General features: G+C 42.0%; 14 protein-coding genes. 11 read left to right on the forward strand and 3 right to left on the reverse strand.

All coding sequences use genetic code 11. The features are described 5' to 3' along the window. Positions 1 to 63: 63 nt before the first annotated feature. Together KSX81_RS11260 and KSX81_RS11265 are read right to left on the reverse strand one after the other, a co-directional pair. Positions 64 to 633 (reverse strand): RNA polymerase sigma-70 factor, encoded by a 570-nt coding sequence (locus tag KSX81_RS11260; RefSeq protein ID WP_004298021.1) that lies wholly within the window; start codon positions 631 to 633, stop codon positions 64 to 66. Positions 634 to 1,001: 368 nt separating this feature from the next. Beyond that, entirely contained in the window at positions 1,002 to 2,312 is a 1,311-nt protein-coding gene (locus tag KSX81_RS11265) for a VapE domain-containing protein (protein ID WP_004298019.1), read from the reverse strand. A gap of 309 nt (positions 2,313 to 2,621) precedes the next feature. On the opposite strand from KSX81_RS11265, the gene KSX81_RS11270 reads away from it, so the two are divergent. The 11 genes from KSX81_RS11270 to KSX81_RS11320 all read left to right on the forward strand — a co-directional run bounded on the left by KSX81_RS11270 (position 2,622) and on the right by KSX81_RS11320 (position 13,971). After that, the gene (locus tag KSX81_RS11270; protein ID WP_004298017.1) at positions 2,622 to 3,260 is read left to right on the forward strand and encodes an HU family DNA-binding protein; all 639 of its coding nucleotides are present in this window, start codon (positions 2,622 to 2,624) and stop codon (positions 3,258 to 3,260) included. Between the two features lie 85 nt (positions 3,261 to 3,345). Continuing rightward, a complete protein-coding gene (locus KSX81_RS11275) occupies positions 3,346 to 3,750 on the forward strand; it encodes a hypothetical protein (RefSeq protein WP_004319308.1) in 405 nt (134 codons plus the stop codon). Then, positions 3,738 to 4,088, forward strand: coding sequence for an IS66 family insertion sequence element accessory protein TnpB (tnpB, locus tag KSX81_RS11280; protein WP_004296723.1), 351 nt, complete (start codon positions 3,738 to 3,740; stop codon positions 4,086 to 4,088). The genes KSX81_RS11275 and tnpB overlap by 13 nt, the downstream gene beginning before the upstream one ends. A gap of 86 nt (positions 4,089 to 4,174) precedes the next feature. Continuing rightward, a complete protein-coding gene (gene tnpC, locus KSX81_RS11285) occupies positions 4,175 to 5,740 on the forward strand; it encodes an IS66 family transposase (RefSeq protein WP_004296722.1) in 1,566 nt (521 codons plus the stop codon). A gap of 845 nt (positions 5,741 to 6,585) precedes the next feature. Further along, positions 6,586 to 8,472, forward strand: coding sequence for a tRNA uridine-5-carboxymethylaminomethyl(34) synthesis enzyme MnmG (gene mnmG, locus KSX81_RS11290; protein WP_004296719.1), 1,887 nt, complete (start codon positions 6,586 to 6,588; stop codon positions 8,470 to 8,472). A 50-nt stretch (positions 8,473 to 8,522) separates the two neighbouring features. Then, positions 8,523 to 9,053 carry an adenine phosphoribosyltransferase gene (locus KSX81_RS11295; RefSeq protein ID WP_004296718.1) on the forward strand — a complete coding sequence of 177 codons (531 nt, stop codon included), beginning with the start codon at positions 8,523 to 8,525 and terminating at the stop codon, positions 9,051 to 9,053. 69 nt (positions 9,054 to 9,122) lie between these two features. Then, on the forward strand, positions 9,123 to 10,958 hold the full coding sequence (gene uvrC, locus KSX81_RS11300; protein ID WP_004296717.1) for an excinuclease ABC subunit UvrC: 1,836 nt from the start codon (positions 9,123 to 9,125) through the stop codon (positions 10,956 to 10,958). A gap of 238 nt (positions 10,959 to 11,196) precedes the next feature. Beyond that, positions 11,197 to 11,649: a D-aminoacyl-tRNA deacylase gene (gene dtd / locus KSX81_RS11305; RefSeq protein WP_008023798.1), complete on the forward strand. Its 453-nt coding sequence runs from the start codon at positions 11,197 to 11,199 to the stop codon at positions 11,647 to 11,649. Positions 11,650 to 11,668: 19 nt separating this feature from the next. After that, entirely contained in the window at positions 11,669 to 12,007 is a 339-nt protein-coding gene (locus KSX81_RS11310; RefSeq protein WP_004296714.1) for a nucleotide pyrophosphohydrolase, read from the forward strand. Further along, positions 11,994 to 12,896 (forward strand): deoxyribose-phosphate aldolase, encoded by a 903-nt coding sequence (deoC, locus tag KSX81_RS11315; RefSeq protein WP_004302958.1) that lies wholly within the window; start codon positions 11,994 to 11,996, stop codon positions 12,894 to 12,896. Before KSX81_RS11310 ends, deoC begins: the two co-directional genes overlap by 14 nt. A 394-nt stretch (positions 12,897 to 13,290) precedes the next feature. Beyond that, the gene (locus KSX81_RS11320) at positions 13,291 to 13,971 is read left to right on the forward strand and encodes a DUF1266 domain-containing protein (RefSeq protein ID WP_004296711.1); all 681 of its coding nucleotides are present in this window, start codon (positions 13,291 to 13,293) and stop codon (positions 13,969 to 13,971) included. On the opposite strand, the gene KSX81_RS11325 is transcribed toward KSX81_RS11320, so the two are convergent. Further along, on the reverse strand, positions 13,972 to 14,946 hold the full coding sequence (locus KSX81_RS11325) for a polyprenyl synthetase family protein (RefSeq protein ID WP_004296710.1): 975 nt from the start codon (positions 14,944 to 14,946) through the stop codon (positions 13,972 to 13,974). Between the last annotated feature and the right edge of the window lie 24 nt (positions 14,947 to 14,970).

A 14,970-nucleotide genomic window follows, 5' to 3' on the forward strand; every position in this document is an offset into this window, starting at 1 on the left:
AAATAGAATAAATTTTAATCAATCAATAAAAAGACAAAGAAGTATCAGAATGTTTTTTTATTTTTAGAAAAATAAAAAAAGAATTATGGAATGAATGGAATCCCCCAACCTTTCACGGAGGAATTTATAGCTGCGAGTCTTTTGGGTTTTGACAGTATTGATACTTATCTCCAGACGTTCCGCTATCTCTTCCCATGTATGTCCCTCAATTCTCATTAAAATAATCCGACGTTGTTCGGCAGGAAGTTCTTCGATATAGCAATAGAGTTGCCGGATAATTTCTTCTTTTACTGTCAGTGCATAAATCGTATCTTCGTCCACCATACTTTCTTCTTCCGCCAAAGAACTTAAAATAGTATCATGAATTTGATTATTACGTATATATAATAAGGCATTATTATAGCAGGCACGATAAAGATAATTGGTAAGTTCTTTAATATCAGAAAAGGTACGCTTCCCCTCCCATACAGAAATAAAAACTTCCTGTACCAAATCTTCCACCGCATCGGGGACTGGCAATATCTTGGAAACATAAACACATAAAGCAGTATAAAAACGATCGTAGAAATCGCCCCACATCTTTTTATCCTTCCGGTTTACTCCCGCTACTATGATGTCAATTTTATCGTTCATACTGTCACTTTTCCTGCGAAAAAAGAGAACAAAATTTATAAAAATCACCGTAACTACTTACTTTTGCGATATTTATGAATGCAAATATATTGTTTTTTTCAGAAACGCAGACCTTGCCGACTTACAAAATAAAAAATAAAATGCAACAGGGCACAAAAGGCGCAAGCTTTAAAGAGGAATATAAAAATAAGAAATACTTCGATTAGTAATAACATTATTTGCAATAAAATCATTACCAATCAAAATATGTTCGGGACTTGATTGTTTACTACTTTCTGATTGCTATGATATATGCTGTCATTCACAGTCGTCACAGAGGCGTAACCATCTTATTCACAGATATCTTATGTGAACAGGTAGTATCATTCTCACTCTTCACAGCCCTTCACTTTCTTCACCAAATACACATTGCCCAATCTCGTATGCTGTCGACTGATACCCGTTGCAGTCAGAATCTGCGCCAATTGGATAGGAGTACAATTACGAAGTACAGCCGGAAACCTCTTTTTCAATTCTTGATGAATGATAGCGGCGGAGAGTGACAGACAATCCGGTTCATCCAACATGGCAGGCGCGTATATGTTGCACACAATGTCTTCTATGGGGTTGACATGATAGTATGCGCTATTATGACGTTGCAAAGCATGTTCTTCCTCCTTGTTGAACCAGTGACGGGCACCTGCAAGCAATTCCTCTTTCAGTTGGGCGTAGATTTGTGAATGTTCAATTCCGGTACAGTCAATATCATGCTCCGCTTCAATGCAGATGAATCTGCGGCTGCCTGTCGGATCGCACAGTAAGTCAGTCCGGTTACTTGTTCCGATGAAAGAGGCGATACGAGGCAGCGACCGGAAATTTTTCTGATAGGCTTTGCAGATGTTGAGGCTGGACATTTGCATCAGATTTTTAAGTAACGGCATCTTTTGTGCTCCGAATTTATCAAATTCATCCATGTTTAGTAACCCCATCTCGGCTAGGAGACGTTCGGGATTGCCTTGTGCGGTTAGTTTCAGATTATCCGAATAATAACGGGCTAGTTGTGGCGGCATCAGCATACGGCAGAAAGTGGATTTATGGCGTCCCTGTTCTTCGCTGATAAGTATCGGGGCTACGCTGTTTGCTTGTGTTTGATTCACTCCCAGCCATTGGGCGGCAAGTCCGAGCATCCAGGTGTGAAAGCTTTTTATCCATATAGGAGTGTCGGATACTCGCTTCGCCAAGGGCTTCAACCGATCCGTTCCGTCCCAGGCAGGTAGTTCGTTCATATAAAGCCGGAAAGGGTGGTAGCTTTCCACTAGGGTAGAGTAAATGTATCTTTGAAGGTCCTTGTCCCAGCAGTTGATTCCTTCTTTGTGGGCTTCCAGGCAGAAAGTATTCAGTTCTCGCTTGTCTATGCGGCAGAAAGGAATTTCTCGTTGCCCGGAGGGGCGAAATTCGGTTTCTTCGGTGAGTAAGTTGTAGCGGAAGTCATATCGTACTTTCAAAAAGTCAATCACTTGTCGTGTTAGAAGGACGGGGTGTTTATGTACTTCTTGTTTATATGCTTCCTGTTCATCTATTTCTTGCATTTTCGGTACGTTCTTTGAAGTGTTCGGTGAAACGATGACGTTTGACGATTCTTTCATCAATGCTTGTATTCTTTTTGCCAAACGTTTCGAGTTATATTCTAATGTCTTCATATTTTTCTTGTTTTTTAAATGAATAAATGTTGTTTTTTCGACCGGTTGATGCCGCTAAGGTATAACATGAAATATGGGGTTTGCAAGTATTTAACTAAGAAAATATTTATTTTCTTCTGAAACGAAAAACAAGCTTTTCTATGCTGATATATCGTTACTTTGTCGTATCTTTAGTGCTTGTTTAGGAAAAGCCGACTGGAGTTGTCCGGTTGGCTGACAATAGTTGACTGAACAGCCGATTCCAATCGTCCGAATAGCCGATTAAAGTTGTCCTATGATGAAGTTACACATTTAAATTGATAAGAAGTAATGGCTATTGTGTTTGATTGGTATGAAAATCCTAATGCTTCTTCGGAAGAAGAAGCGGCGTTGCATCCGCGTATCTTTATGAATGGAAAAGTGGATACGGATACTCTTTGTTACAAGATTCATGACTACAGTTCGTTGACTGTGGGCGATGTAAAGAATGTGCTTGATAACTTATCGAAGATTCTCGGCGAGTCGTTGCGAGAGGGAAAAGAAGTACATATCGAGGGGATCGGCTATTTTTATCCCACTTTGGCTGCTACGGGGAAAGTGACTCGTAGCACTCCGCATAAGACTAATAAGGTGGCTTTCAAAACTGTCCGATTTCGCCCTGACAGTAATCTGAAAGGACATTTTGTGGGTGTCCGCGCCAATCAGTCCAAGTATGTCCGTCATTCGGAGAAGGTGTCAGAGGTGGAGATTGATATGCTGTTGAAAGAATATTTTGCCGAACATCAGATGATGACCCGCCGTGATTTTCAGGAAGTGTGTGGTTTGGCACGTACTACGGCCAAAACGCATTTGGTACGTTTGCGTGGAGAAGGAAAGCTGGTGAATATCGGTTTGCGCAATCAGCCGATGTATGTGCCTGCTCCCGGTTATTATGGCGTATCCAGAGATGCGGCACATCCTTCACGGTAGTGACTGTGAGTAAGCGTCTCCGCGATTCTATCTTGTCGCCCTTTTTTCATTCTTATATTTTTGCTATGTATAAAAATGAAGCATTATGGATTTAGCAGAAAATCGATTTGGAAAAACTTGGAAACATTTCCTTGAAGCATTGAAAGTAGACTACAATTGTTCTTTAGCCGATGTTTGCCGCGATCAGCATACCACTTTTGGTGGTATGAGTTCCTGGATGTCCAGACGGGGCTATAGCGTTAAACAAGCCAAGGCAGATGTGGTCCGTGATTATTATGGCGGCGTTGAACCCTCCCAACCGACAACTTCCTCTCCTTCATTCACTCAAATAGCACCCGCCATGTTGTCGGAAGAAGAGTTTAGTCTTGCCGGGATCACAATCACCTTTAACAGTGGAACCACCATTTCGGTCAAACGGGCCACACCCGGTGGTGTTATTAAAATGTTGCGCGATTACGAAAGAACGGAGGGAGATCCATGTATTCTCTAACATCAGCCAATCGATACTATCTGTACCAGGGCTTTGTTCGTATGAACCTTGGCATTGACGGTTTATTCAAAATTATACGATCGGAAATGAAGGACTTGTCTCCCGTTTCCGGAGATATCTTTTTATTCTTTGGTAAAAACCGACAAAGTGTAAAAATACTGCGTTGGGATGGCGATGGCTTTCTTCTGTACTACAAGCGCCTCGAAGGTGGAAGTTTTGAGTTACCGACATTTAACCCCAATACAGGTAATTACGAGATTTCTTATCAGGTTTTGTCTTTTATCTTAAATGGAGTGTCATTAAAGTCTGTACGGTTGAGAAAGCGTTTTAGGATCTAATTCAACATTCTGATTATTAGATATTTGCGCTAAAGATATCATCCGGTTTATTTGGCCAATTCGTTGATTTTTTATATCTTTATGCCATGAAAAAGGATGAGATCATAGAGTTATTGAAGGAACAAATCAAGGGATTACGAGATGACAACAACAGACTCTTGGACCAAATAGATGCTTTGATAAAGGAGGTTTCTTCCCTTAAAGAGGCACTCCTTCAAAAAGGCGAATCTCTTAGCAAGCAACAGCGCCTTACTAAGGGACTCGCCAAACTTGTATCCAACACATCCGAACAGCAACAGGCTCCCCAATCTGCCATATCCGAAGAGGAGCGACAGAAGATAGAAGCGGAAAAAGCAGATAAGCGTAAAGCAAGAAAGAACAATGGGGCCAAACGTGACATGCATTATGAGATGGAGGAAGAAGAACATGTCGTTTATCCCGATGATCCCGATTTTGACATCAATAAGGCCCGGTTGTTTACCACTGTTCCCAGAATATGCGTCCGCTATGAATGTGTACCCATGCGCTTCATCAAGCATGTCTACAAGATACACACCTATACGCAAGAAGGTCGCCTGTTTGAGGGAAAAACACCGGCTTCGGCCTTCTTGAATTCCAGCTATGACGGTTCATTTATTGCCGGATTGATGGAATTACGTTATATACAATCGCTACCTGTTGAAAGAATCATCAACTACTTCGAGAGTCATGGCTTTACGCTGAAGAAACCTACGGCTCATAAGTTGATAGAGAAAGCCTCAAACCTCTTCGAAAATCTTTATAAGTGCATCCGGCAGACAGCTTTGAGTGATCCTTATAAGGCAGCCGATGAAACCTATTACAAAATACTCGTCCCAGAAAAGAACAGCAAGGGAAAAGGAGTCAGGAAGGGATACCTTTGGGTGGTTGTCGGCATAAACACCAGGATGATATACTTGCTCTATGATGACGGCTCCCGGTCTGAAAGAGTTATTCTTAACGAATTAGGCAGTTGCAAAGGTATCATACAAAGCGATGGTTACTCACCTTACCGGAAGCTCGAAAGCGATGCTTATCCCAATATCACACGCATCCCGTGCTTGCAACATATAAAACGGAAATTTATAGATTGCGGTGAGAAGGAGCCGGATGCAAAAAGAATCGTGGAGCTGATAAACGCACTTTATCAAAACGAGCATAAGCATAAAGTTGGGGTTGAGGGATGGACGGTAGAACAGAATCTTATGCATCGAAAAAAGTATGCGCCGGACATACTCGGAGAAATAAAAGATGTGCTTGATGAAATAGAAGAACGGGGGGATTTATTACCTAAGAGCGAACTGCAGGAAGCCATTACCTATCTTCGCAATGAGTGGAATGCAGTGGTGGACATCTTTAATTATGGTGACACTTATCTGGACAACAATATGGTTGAACGGATGAACCGGTACATATCCTTATCTAGAAAAAACTCATTGTTCTTCGGCAGCCATAAGGGGGCCGAACGAGGCGCCATACTCTATACGATAGCACTCACTTGTAGGATGCATAAAGTGAATCTATTTGAGTATCTCACGGATGTGATAAACAGAACAGCCGAATGGCAACCGAACACACCAATTGAAAAATACAGGGAACTGCTTCCTGACAGATGGGAAAAGGCTAATGACTAAAAAGGGATCATTAGCCTTTTTATTTTAATACACTATATAGAATCGCGGAGACGCTTACGACTGTGAAGGATGTGAAAGAGGTATTTTCACTCAACGAATCACGTAAAAAGACTGATAAATTGAGACTTATCTCAATGTGAAGAGAATGAACAAAGGGCACAAAAAAAGAGCGAATCATTCCGCCCCACCTTTAAAGAATCCCCATAAATGGGATTCTTCTTTTTCTTCATCTTTCATTTACTCTTTACCTGAAAACGTCTTTTTCCTAATACCTAATCAAAACAATCTTTTTCCTAAAAACTAATCTTAAAATCTAATACCTTAGTTTTATAAACTAATACCTTTTAATTATTACCTTTTTCTAATACCTAAAATATAAGTAGTTTCACAACTACACTGCAAAGGTATAGCTGTTTGCGAAAACAGCAAAAGCCATCATACAAAAAATTACATTCAGACTTATTTTTTTGACTTATGTCAAGACGTAGGGTAGATTTTGAGTGTAAACCTCACGTTTATTTTCACAACAATCCGCATTTTCAACAAATCTTTCCTTTTACTCTCTAGTTGCACTCATAATTGAGCAAGCACACAACTAACAAAAAGAAAGCAAAACAAGGGATTGAAAAGACAAACTATTGCCATTCCATCCCAAAATATACAATCACAAAAGCCAATAAGCGGTCTATTTTCGAACAATCTGCATATTTCTAACCCGAAATTACGACGTTTTTTTCAGTTAAGCCGGATTCCTCCTCGGATTTTCAGAAGCAAAAACAGCTTGAAGATACAAGTCTCACAACTTTTCTGTAACTTTGCAGCGTTTGATAATAAATAAGATAGGAATGGATTTTAAGTACGACGTAATTGTAATTGGTGCCGGACATGCTGGTTGTGAAGCAGCGGCAGCCGCTGCTAATTTAGGTTCCAAAACTTGTCTCATCACTATGGACATGAACAAGATTGGACAGATGAGTTGCAATCCGGCTGTAGGAGGAATCGCCAAAGGACAAATTGTACGTGAAATAGATGCATTGGGTGGACAGATGGGATTAGTGACAGATGAGACTGCCATTCAATTCCGGATTCTAAACCGCTCGAAAGGTCCAGCCATGTGGAGCCCCCGCGCCCAATGCGACCGGGCTAAGTTCATTTGGTCCTGGCGAGAGAAACTGGAAAATACACCCAACCTTCATATCTGGCAAGATACCGTATGTGAACTGCTCGTAGAAAACGGTGAGGTCACTGGATTGGTCACCGCATGGGGCGTCACCTTCAAAGCGAAATGCATTGTGCTCACCGCAGGAACTTTCCTCAACGGACTGATGCATGTAGGACGTCATAAATTACCGGGAGGAAGAATGGCCGAACCGGCTTCCTATCAGTTGACCGAATCCATCGCCCGCCACGGTATCACCTACGGAAGAATGAAAACCGGTACTCCGGTACGAATTGACGCACGTAGTGTTCATTTTGACCAGATGGAAACACAAGACGGCGAATCGGACTTCCACAAGTTCTCATTCATGAATACTAGCACGCGCCACTTAAAGCAACTTCAATGCTGGACATGCTACACTAATGAAGAAGTACACCGGATTCTGCGTGAAGGTTTGCCGGATTCTCCCCTGTTCAACGGACAGATTCAAAGTATCGGGCCACGCTATTGTCCGAGCATCGAAACCAAGATTGTCACTTTCCCGGATAAAGATCAGCACCAGTTATTTCTCGAACCGGAAGGAGAAACGACACAAGAGTTATATCTTAACGGATTCTCTTCTTCGCTTCCGATGGAAATACAAATTGCAGCATTAAAACAAATCCCGGCTTTCAAAGATCTGGTTATCTACCGCCCGGGATACGCTATCGAATATGACTATTTCGATCCGACTCAATTAAAACATACGTTGGAATCGAAGATTATCAAAAATTTGTTCTTTGCCGGACAAGTAAACGGAACCACCGGATACGAGGAAGCAGGAGGACAAGGATTGATAGCCGGTATCAATGCACACATTAACTGCCACGGCGGAGAAGCATTTACTTTGGCTCGCGATGAAGCATATATTGGCGTATTAATCGACGATTTGGTTACCAAAGGTGTGGATGAACCTTACCGTATGTTTACCTCGCGTGCGGAATACCGCATTCTGCTTCGCATGGATGATGCCGATATGCGCTTAACAGAGAAAGCATTTAAGCTTGGGTTGGCAAAAGAAGATCGATATCAGTTAGTAAGAGGCAAGAAAGAAGCCGTGGAACAAATCATTTCTTTCGCGCGCAACTATTCGATGAAACCGGCACTAATCAACGATGCTCTCGAAAGGATAGGGACAACGCCCCTACGTCAAGGTTGTAAGTTGATAGAGATTCTGAACCGCCCGCAAGTGACAATAGAAAATATAGCAGAATATGTTCCGGCGTTTCAACGCGAACTGGAAAAAGCGACGAGTTCGGATCAAGACCGGAAAGAAGAGATTCTCGAAGCTGCCGAAATCCTAATCAAGTATCAAGGATATATTGATAGAGAGAGAATGATAGCTGAAAAACTAGCACGATTGGAGAGTATCAAGATTAAAGGAAAATTTGACTATTCTACCATTCAGTCCCTTTCCACCGAAGCTCGGCAAAAGTTGGTAAAGATAGATCCGGAAACAATCGCGCAAGCGAGCAGAATCCCGGGAGTCTCTCCTAGCGACATCAACGTGCTGCTGGTGCTTTCGGGACGATAAGCGGCAACGTTTCACGTGAAACAAAGCATTTAAAGAAACGATATAATTCAATGATTATGAGCAAAGAAACACTAATCAAAAGCATTCGGGAAGTACCCGATTTTCCGATTCCCGGAATCCTGTTCTACGACGTCACTACTCTATTCAAAGATCCATGGTGCTTGCAGGAATTATCCAATATCATGTTCGATATGTATAAGGATAAAGGAATCACCAAAGTGGTGGGTATAGAATCAAGAGGCTTTATTATGGGACCGATTCTGGCAACCCGTCTGAACGCCGGTTTCATTCCTATCCGCAAGCCCGGCAAGCTCCCTGCAGAAACGATTGAAGAAAGCTACGATAAGGAGTATGGCAAAGACACGGTGCAAATTCACAAAGATGCACTGGACGAAAACGACGTAATTCTACTACATGATGATTTGCTGGCAACAGGAGGCACCATGAAAGCAGCTTGCGAATTGGTGAAAAGACTAAAGCCTAAAAAGGTATATGTAAACTTCATCATCGAATTGAAAGAACTGAATGGAAAATCTTTGTTCGGAGATGACGTAGAAGTAGAATCGGTATTGTCTTTATAAAGGACTTGCCTCTATTTGCAGAGAATGTGTCAAAAGTAAGCAGCTAGCGATCTTTCGTACCTAACAATTATGAATACAGAACCAGAAAGCAGAGCCAATGAATATTTGAAAGGGATTGTAGCCAACCTTCCCGAGAAACCGGGTATTTACCAATACTTGAACACGGAGGGCACAATTATATACGTTGGAAAGGCTAAAAATCTAAAGAAAAGAGTCTACTCCTACTTCAGCAAAGAGCATGAACCGGGAAAGACACGAGTGCTGGTCAGCAAAATCGCCGATATTCGTTATATTGTAGTCAACACGGAAGAAGATGCGTTATTGCTGGAGAATAATCTGATAAAGAAATATAAGCCGCGCTACAACGTTCTATTAAAGGATGACAAGACATACCCTTCTATTTGCGTACAAAACGAGTATTTTCCCAGAGTTTTCAGAACAAGGAAGATTATCAGGAACGGTTCTTCGTATTATGGACCGTATAGTCACATACCATCCATGTATGCGGTACTGGATCTGATAAAGCATTTATATCCTTTGCGAACTTGCAGTTTAAACCTAACTCCGGAGAATATACGGGCTGGTAAGTTTAACGTATGCCTGGAATATCATATAAAGAACTGCGCAGGACCATGCATCGGGCTACAATCACAGGAGGATTATCTCAAAAACATTGATGAAATCAAAGAGATCCTGAAAGGAAATACACAAGAAATCAGCCGTATGCTACTGGAAAGGATGCAGACATTAGCCGGTGAGATGAAGTTTGAAGAAGCACAGAAGGTGAAAGAGAAATATCTTCTGATAGAAAACTACCGTTCCAAATCGGAGGTAGTAAGCGCTGTATTGCACAACATAGATGTATTTTCTATTGAAGAGGACGAGTCCAATTCCGCTTTCATCAACTATCTGCATATTACAAACGGCGCCATTAACCAGGCGTTTACATTCGAATATAAAAAGAAGCTGAATGAATCAAAAGAAGAACTTTTGACACTGGGTATTATCGAAATGCGGGAACGCTATAAGAGTCAATCCAGAGAGATTATAGTGCCTTTTGAACTTGATTTGGAGCTAAACAACATCGTATTTACCGTTCCACAGCGGGGAGATAAAAAGAAATTGCTGGATCTTTCGATTCTAAACGTGAAGCAATACAAAGCCGACCGTCTAAAACAGGCGGAAAAGCTGAATCCGGAGCAAAGAAGTATGCGATTAATGAAAGAGATACAGCAAGAGTTGCATCTGGACAGACCGCCTTTGCAAATTGAATGCTTTGACAACTCAAACATACAGGGTTCTGATGCCGTGGCCGCTTGCGTTGTCTTTAAAAAGGCTAAACCCTCAAAGAAGGATTATCGGAAATACAATATAAAGACGGTTGTAGGACCTGACGACTATGCATCCATGAAAGAGGTCGTCAGAAGACGTTATCAGCGCGCTATTGAAGAGAACACCCCTCTGCCCGACCTGATTATCACCGATGGTGGAAAAGGCCAAATGGAGGTCGTTAGAGAGGTGATTGAAGATGAGCTGAACTTAACAATCCCGATTGCCGGACTGGCAAAGGACAATCGCCATCGCACATCGGAACTGCTTTTTGGATTTCCTCCGCAGACTATCGGTATCAAACAGCAAAGCCCGTTATTCCGTTTGCTGACACAGATTCAGGATGAGGTGCACCGCTTTGCCATCAGTTTCCATCGTGATAAACGCAGCAAACGGCAGGTAGCATCGGCATTAGACAATATCAAAGGGATTGGAGAAAAGACAAAAACAGCGCTTCTGAAAGAATTTAAGAGCGTAAAACGGATCAAAGAAGCCTCTTTTGAGGAGATTTCCGCTGTGATTGGAGAAGCGAAAGCCAAGACTGTAAAAGAAGGTTTAGGTAACGAACAACAATAAGGAAATACGTCAGCCAAGGCGGCACTGTTCGAAAGTTCGAGCAGTGCCGCTCTAAATTTCAAACCATAACAATCAATAAGTTGATTATCACTATCAAGATAGCGAATTGACAACAAATAATAACGAATGGTCCTATTGACTACGGAGCGAATTCACAATATTTTCCCACCAACACACCGTTTTCTCTTCTGAATTTTGTAAATTTGCCTTTCCTAATCATGAAATAGAATAAATAATAATGAGAATAGTCATACAACGGGTAAGCCATGCGTCAGTAACCATTGAAGGACACTGTAAGTCGTCCATTGGGAAAGGGATGCTGATATTAGTCGGTATTGAAGAAGCAGACGGGCAGGAAGATATCGACTGGCTCTGCAAGAAGATTGTAAATCTACGTATCTTTGATGATGAGAATGGTGTAATGAACAAATCTATCTTAGAAGATGGAGGTGAGATTCTGGTTATCAGCCAGTTCACGTTACACGCTTCTACCAAGAAGGGAAATCGCCCCTCCTATATCAAAGCTGCCAAGCCAGATGTCTCTATCCCACTCTACGAACAATTCTGCAAAGATTTAAGCGGTGCATTGGGAAAAGAAATAGGTACAGGCATCTTTGGAGCGGACATGAAAGTTGAACTTTTAAACGACGGTCCCGTTACTATATGCATGGATACAAAAAACAAAGAATAATAACCAACCATCAACAATTATGACTCTGGAAGAAGCACAGAAACAAGTGGACCAATGGGTGAAAACATACGGCGTCCGTTACTTCAGCGAGTTGACCAATATGGCAGTTCTGACGGAAGAAGTAGGAGAACTGGCGCGTGTCATGGCCCGCAAATATGGAGATCAATCCTTTAAAGAGGGAGAGAAAGATAATATAGATGAAGAGATAGCAGACGTTTTATGGGTGCTTCTCTGCATTGCCAACCAGACAGGTGTAGACATAACCACTGCTTTCCAGAAAAGCATGGATAAGAAAACGAAACGAGATAATAAAAGACATATCAACAACCCAAAACTGAAAGATCATGGAAGAGAATAACTCACAGCCCAACAAGTACAATGCCGCATTGGCAAAGTATAATACCAATCTGAGCGATGCAGATATTCAAGCTCGCGTAGCTGAATTGATTGAGAAAAAAGTGCCGGCAAACAACACGGAAGACGTTAAGAAGTTCCTGTTCAACTGTATTGATCTGACTACTTTGAATAGTACAGACAGTGACAAAAGTGTGATGCACTTTACCGAAAAAGTCAATCAGTTTGACGACGAATATCCTGATCTTAAAAATGTTGCAGCAATCTGTGTATACCCCAATTTTGCAGCCATCGTTAAGAATACGCTGGAGGTAGACGGAGTCAATATAGCCTGTGTATCAGGAGGTTTTCCCTCTTCACAGACATTCATTGAAGTAAAAGTGGCAGAAACAGCATTAGCAATCGCAGAAGGTGCAGATGAAATAGATATTGTCATTTCCATCGGCAAATTCCTAAGCGGAGACTACGAAGGAATGTGTGAAGAAATACAGGAATTAAAGGAAGTTTGCAAGGAACGCCACCTCAAAGTGATCCTCGAAACTGGTGCACTAAAGAGCGCTTCCAACATCAAGAAAGCCTCTATCCTATCCATGTATTCGGGCGCAGATTTCATCAAGACTTCCACTGGTAAGCAACAGCCTGCCGCTACTCCGGAAGCCGCTTACGTGATGTGTGAAGCCATCAAAGAATACCACCAGAAGACCGGAATCAAGATTGGATTCAAACCGGCAGGTGGCATCAATACCGTTAATGATGCGATTATTTACTACACAATTGTAAAAGAGCTATTGGGTGAAGAATGGCTGGATAATCAACTGTTCCGCCTGGGAACCAGCCGCTTAGCCAACCTCCTTCTTTCTGACATCAAAGGGGAAGAAATCAAGTTCTTCTAAGCTAAAGGCTACATTAGCAATCAAATACGCCTTACCGCGCGATTCCCGTACTCCGGGAACCGACGCGGTATTTTTTATTTAAGAAAATCTAAAGATAGTTACAGGAGAATTCAGAAAAATACTTATCTTTGTAAAAGGTTTAGCGATGAAAATATAGCTAATTAGTTATATTAGAGAACGTTTCATTTATTACCAATTCCTGGAATTCGGCAAAATTCAAAGTTATGAATGGTAATAAGCAAACGGGTCTCACGCACCTTCATGTATATACTTTTGTTATATATCGAATGGAGCGTGGGACTGTTGCTTGTATACTCATAACGGCTTGCCGAAGCCTCAGGAAAATACATGGCAACAGTTCTCACGCTTTTCATGAACCTTTGGAGGTATTAGGATGGACGCATATACAAGAACCTTAAGATTCAATCACAACCCTCTGAACCTCATCCTCGGAGCAGAGAAAAAGAAGGGGCTACGCATCGGTTATATGGAAGCCGGACTGCAAGGCTTCTATCTCAACTCCATAGAGACCGGAATCCATCCGCAAAAGCTATCCAAACTGCTAACAGAGGAGTTTCACTGCACCGATAATGAGTCCGCCACCGGACTATTCCAGTTCCTTATCAACGAAGGCGACAGAGTCTCCTACCAGATTATGCTCCCCTATTTACTCTCTACAGAGAACATCAACGAGTTCGAAAACATCATTCAAAAGCGTTTTTTCGGAGTGGAACGCTTTATCCGTCAAGGAAAGAATCTATACAAATTTGTGAAATATACAGAGGAAAGAAGGGACCCTATTATATGGATAAATGACTTGGAAAAAGGCATTATCGGATGGGATATGGGACTGCTTGTGAGCCTGGCGCGCGCCTCCCAAGCATGTGGTCACATCACCAAAGAGAAAGCCTGGGACTACATAGAGCAAGCCGCCAAATTATGCTCTTTAGATCTTCATACAGCGGAAGAAATAGACAAGAGTTTCCTTTTAGGAAAAGCGATGAAATCGGAAAAGATAGAAGATTGGGACCGGTTATTATTGTGCTATTCACTTCTGGCAAAATACCGGAAGTAACTATTTTTCGCGGTCTACTACGTAATCCAGATAAGCCCGGAGAGCTGCACAGATATCGGAATCCGGCAAAGAAGCCAATAGATTGAAGGCTTTTTGCTTATAGACATTCATAGTCTGAACCGCATATTCAATACCTCCGTTTTCTTTAATAAACGAAATCAAATGAGCTATTTCATCGAGAGTAGCCGTACCCTCCTTTACTTTGATTGCAATTTCTTGCGCTTCCTCGTTTTTCGTCGTATTCAGCACATACAAAGCGGGTAATGTCAGTTTACCTTCAAGCATATCATTACCCGTAGGTTTACCAATCTCCTTATTATCAAAGTAATCGAAAATATCATCTTTTATCTGGAAACAGATACCAATATATTCGCCCAGCAAACGGGCAAGTTCAGCTTCCCCCTCACCCACACCTACCGAGAAAGCGGCAGCCTTTGTGCAGGCAGCAAAAAGAGCAGCAGTTTTCTTGCGGATTACATCAAAATAGACTTCCTCGGAAAAACTGTGATTACTTACATTTGAAAGCTGAAGCAACTCACCGTCAGCAAGATCCTGTCCAAGAGTGGACACCAGCTGAATAATACGATGACTGTTTGTCAGTTCGGCGTGTACGAGGCTGGTTGCCAATAAATAGTCACCCGTCAGCACCGCTACTTTATTATTAAAGATAGCATTTACCGAGAGCTGTCCACGACGTTCGGAACTTTCATCCACTACGTCATCATGTACCAGGCTGGCCGTATGAAGGAGTTCCAGTGAAACAGCCGCATGAAGAGTGGAAGGACATATAGCTCCATAAAGACGTGCCACGAGTAAAACAAGAATAGGCCGCATCATCTTACCATTCCTCTGCCGTATGTGAGATACGACGCTATCGAGCAATGCATTTGAACTGGAGAGAGAACTATCAAAAAGTTCTTTGAAGTCGCCCAGTTCCGCTTCAATCGGAGTTCTGATAAGTGAGATACTGTCCATTTATTACACAATTTGAGCACAAAA

Origin of the sequence: Bacteroides sp. MSK.18.37 (genome assembly GCF_019129155.2) — a bacterium.
GTDB classification, from domain to species: Bacteria; Bacteroidota; Bacteroidia; order Bacteroidales; family Bacteroidaceae; genus Bacteroides; species Bacteroides ovatus.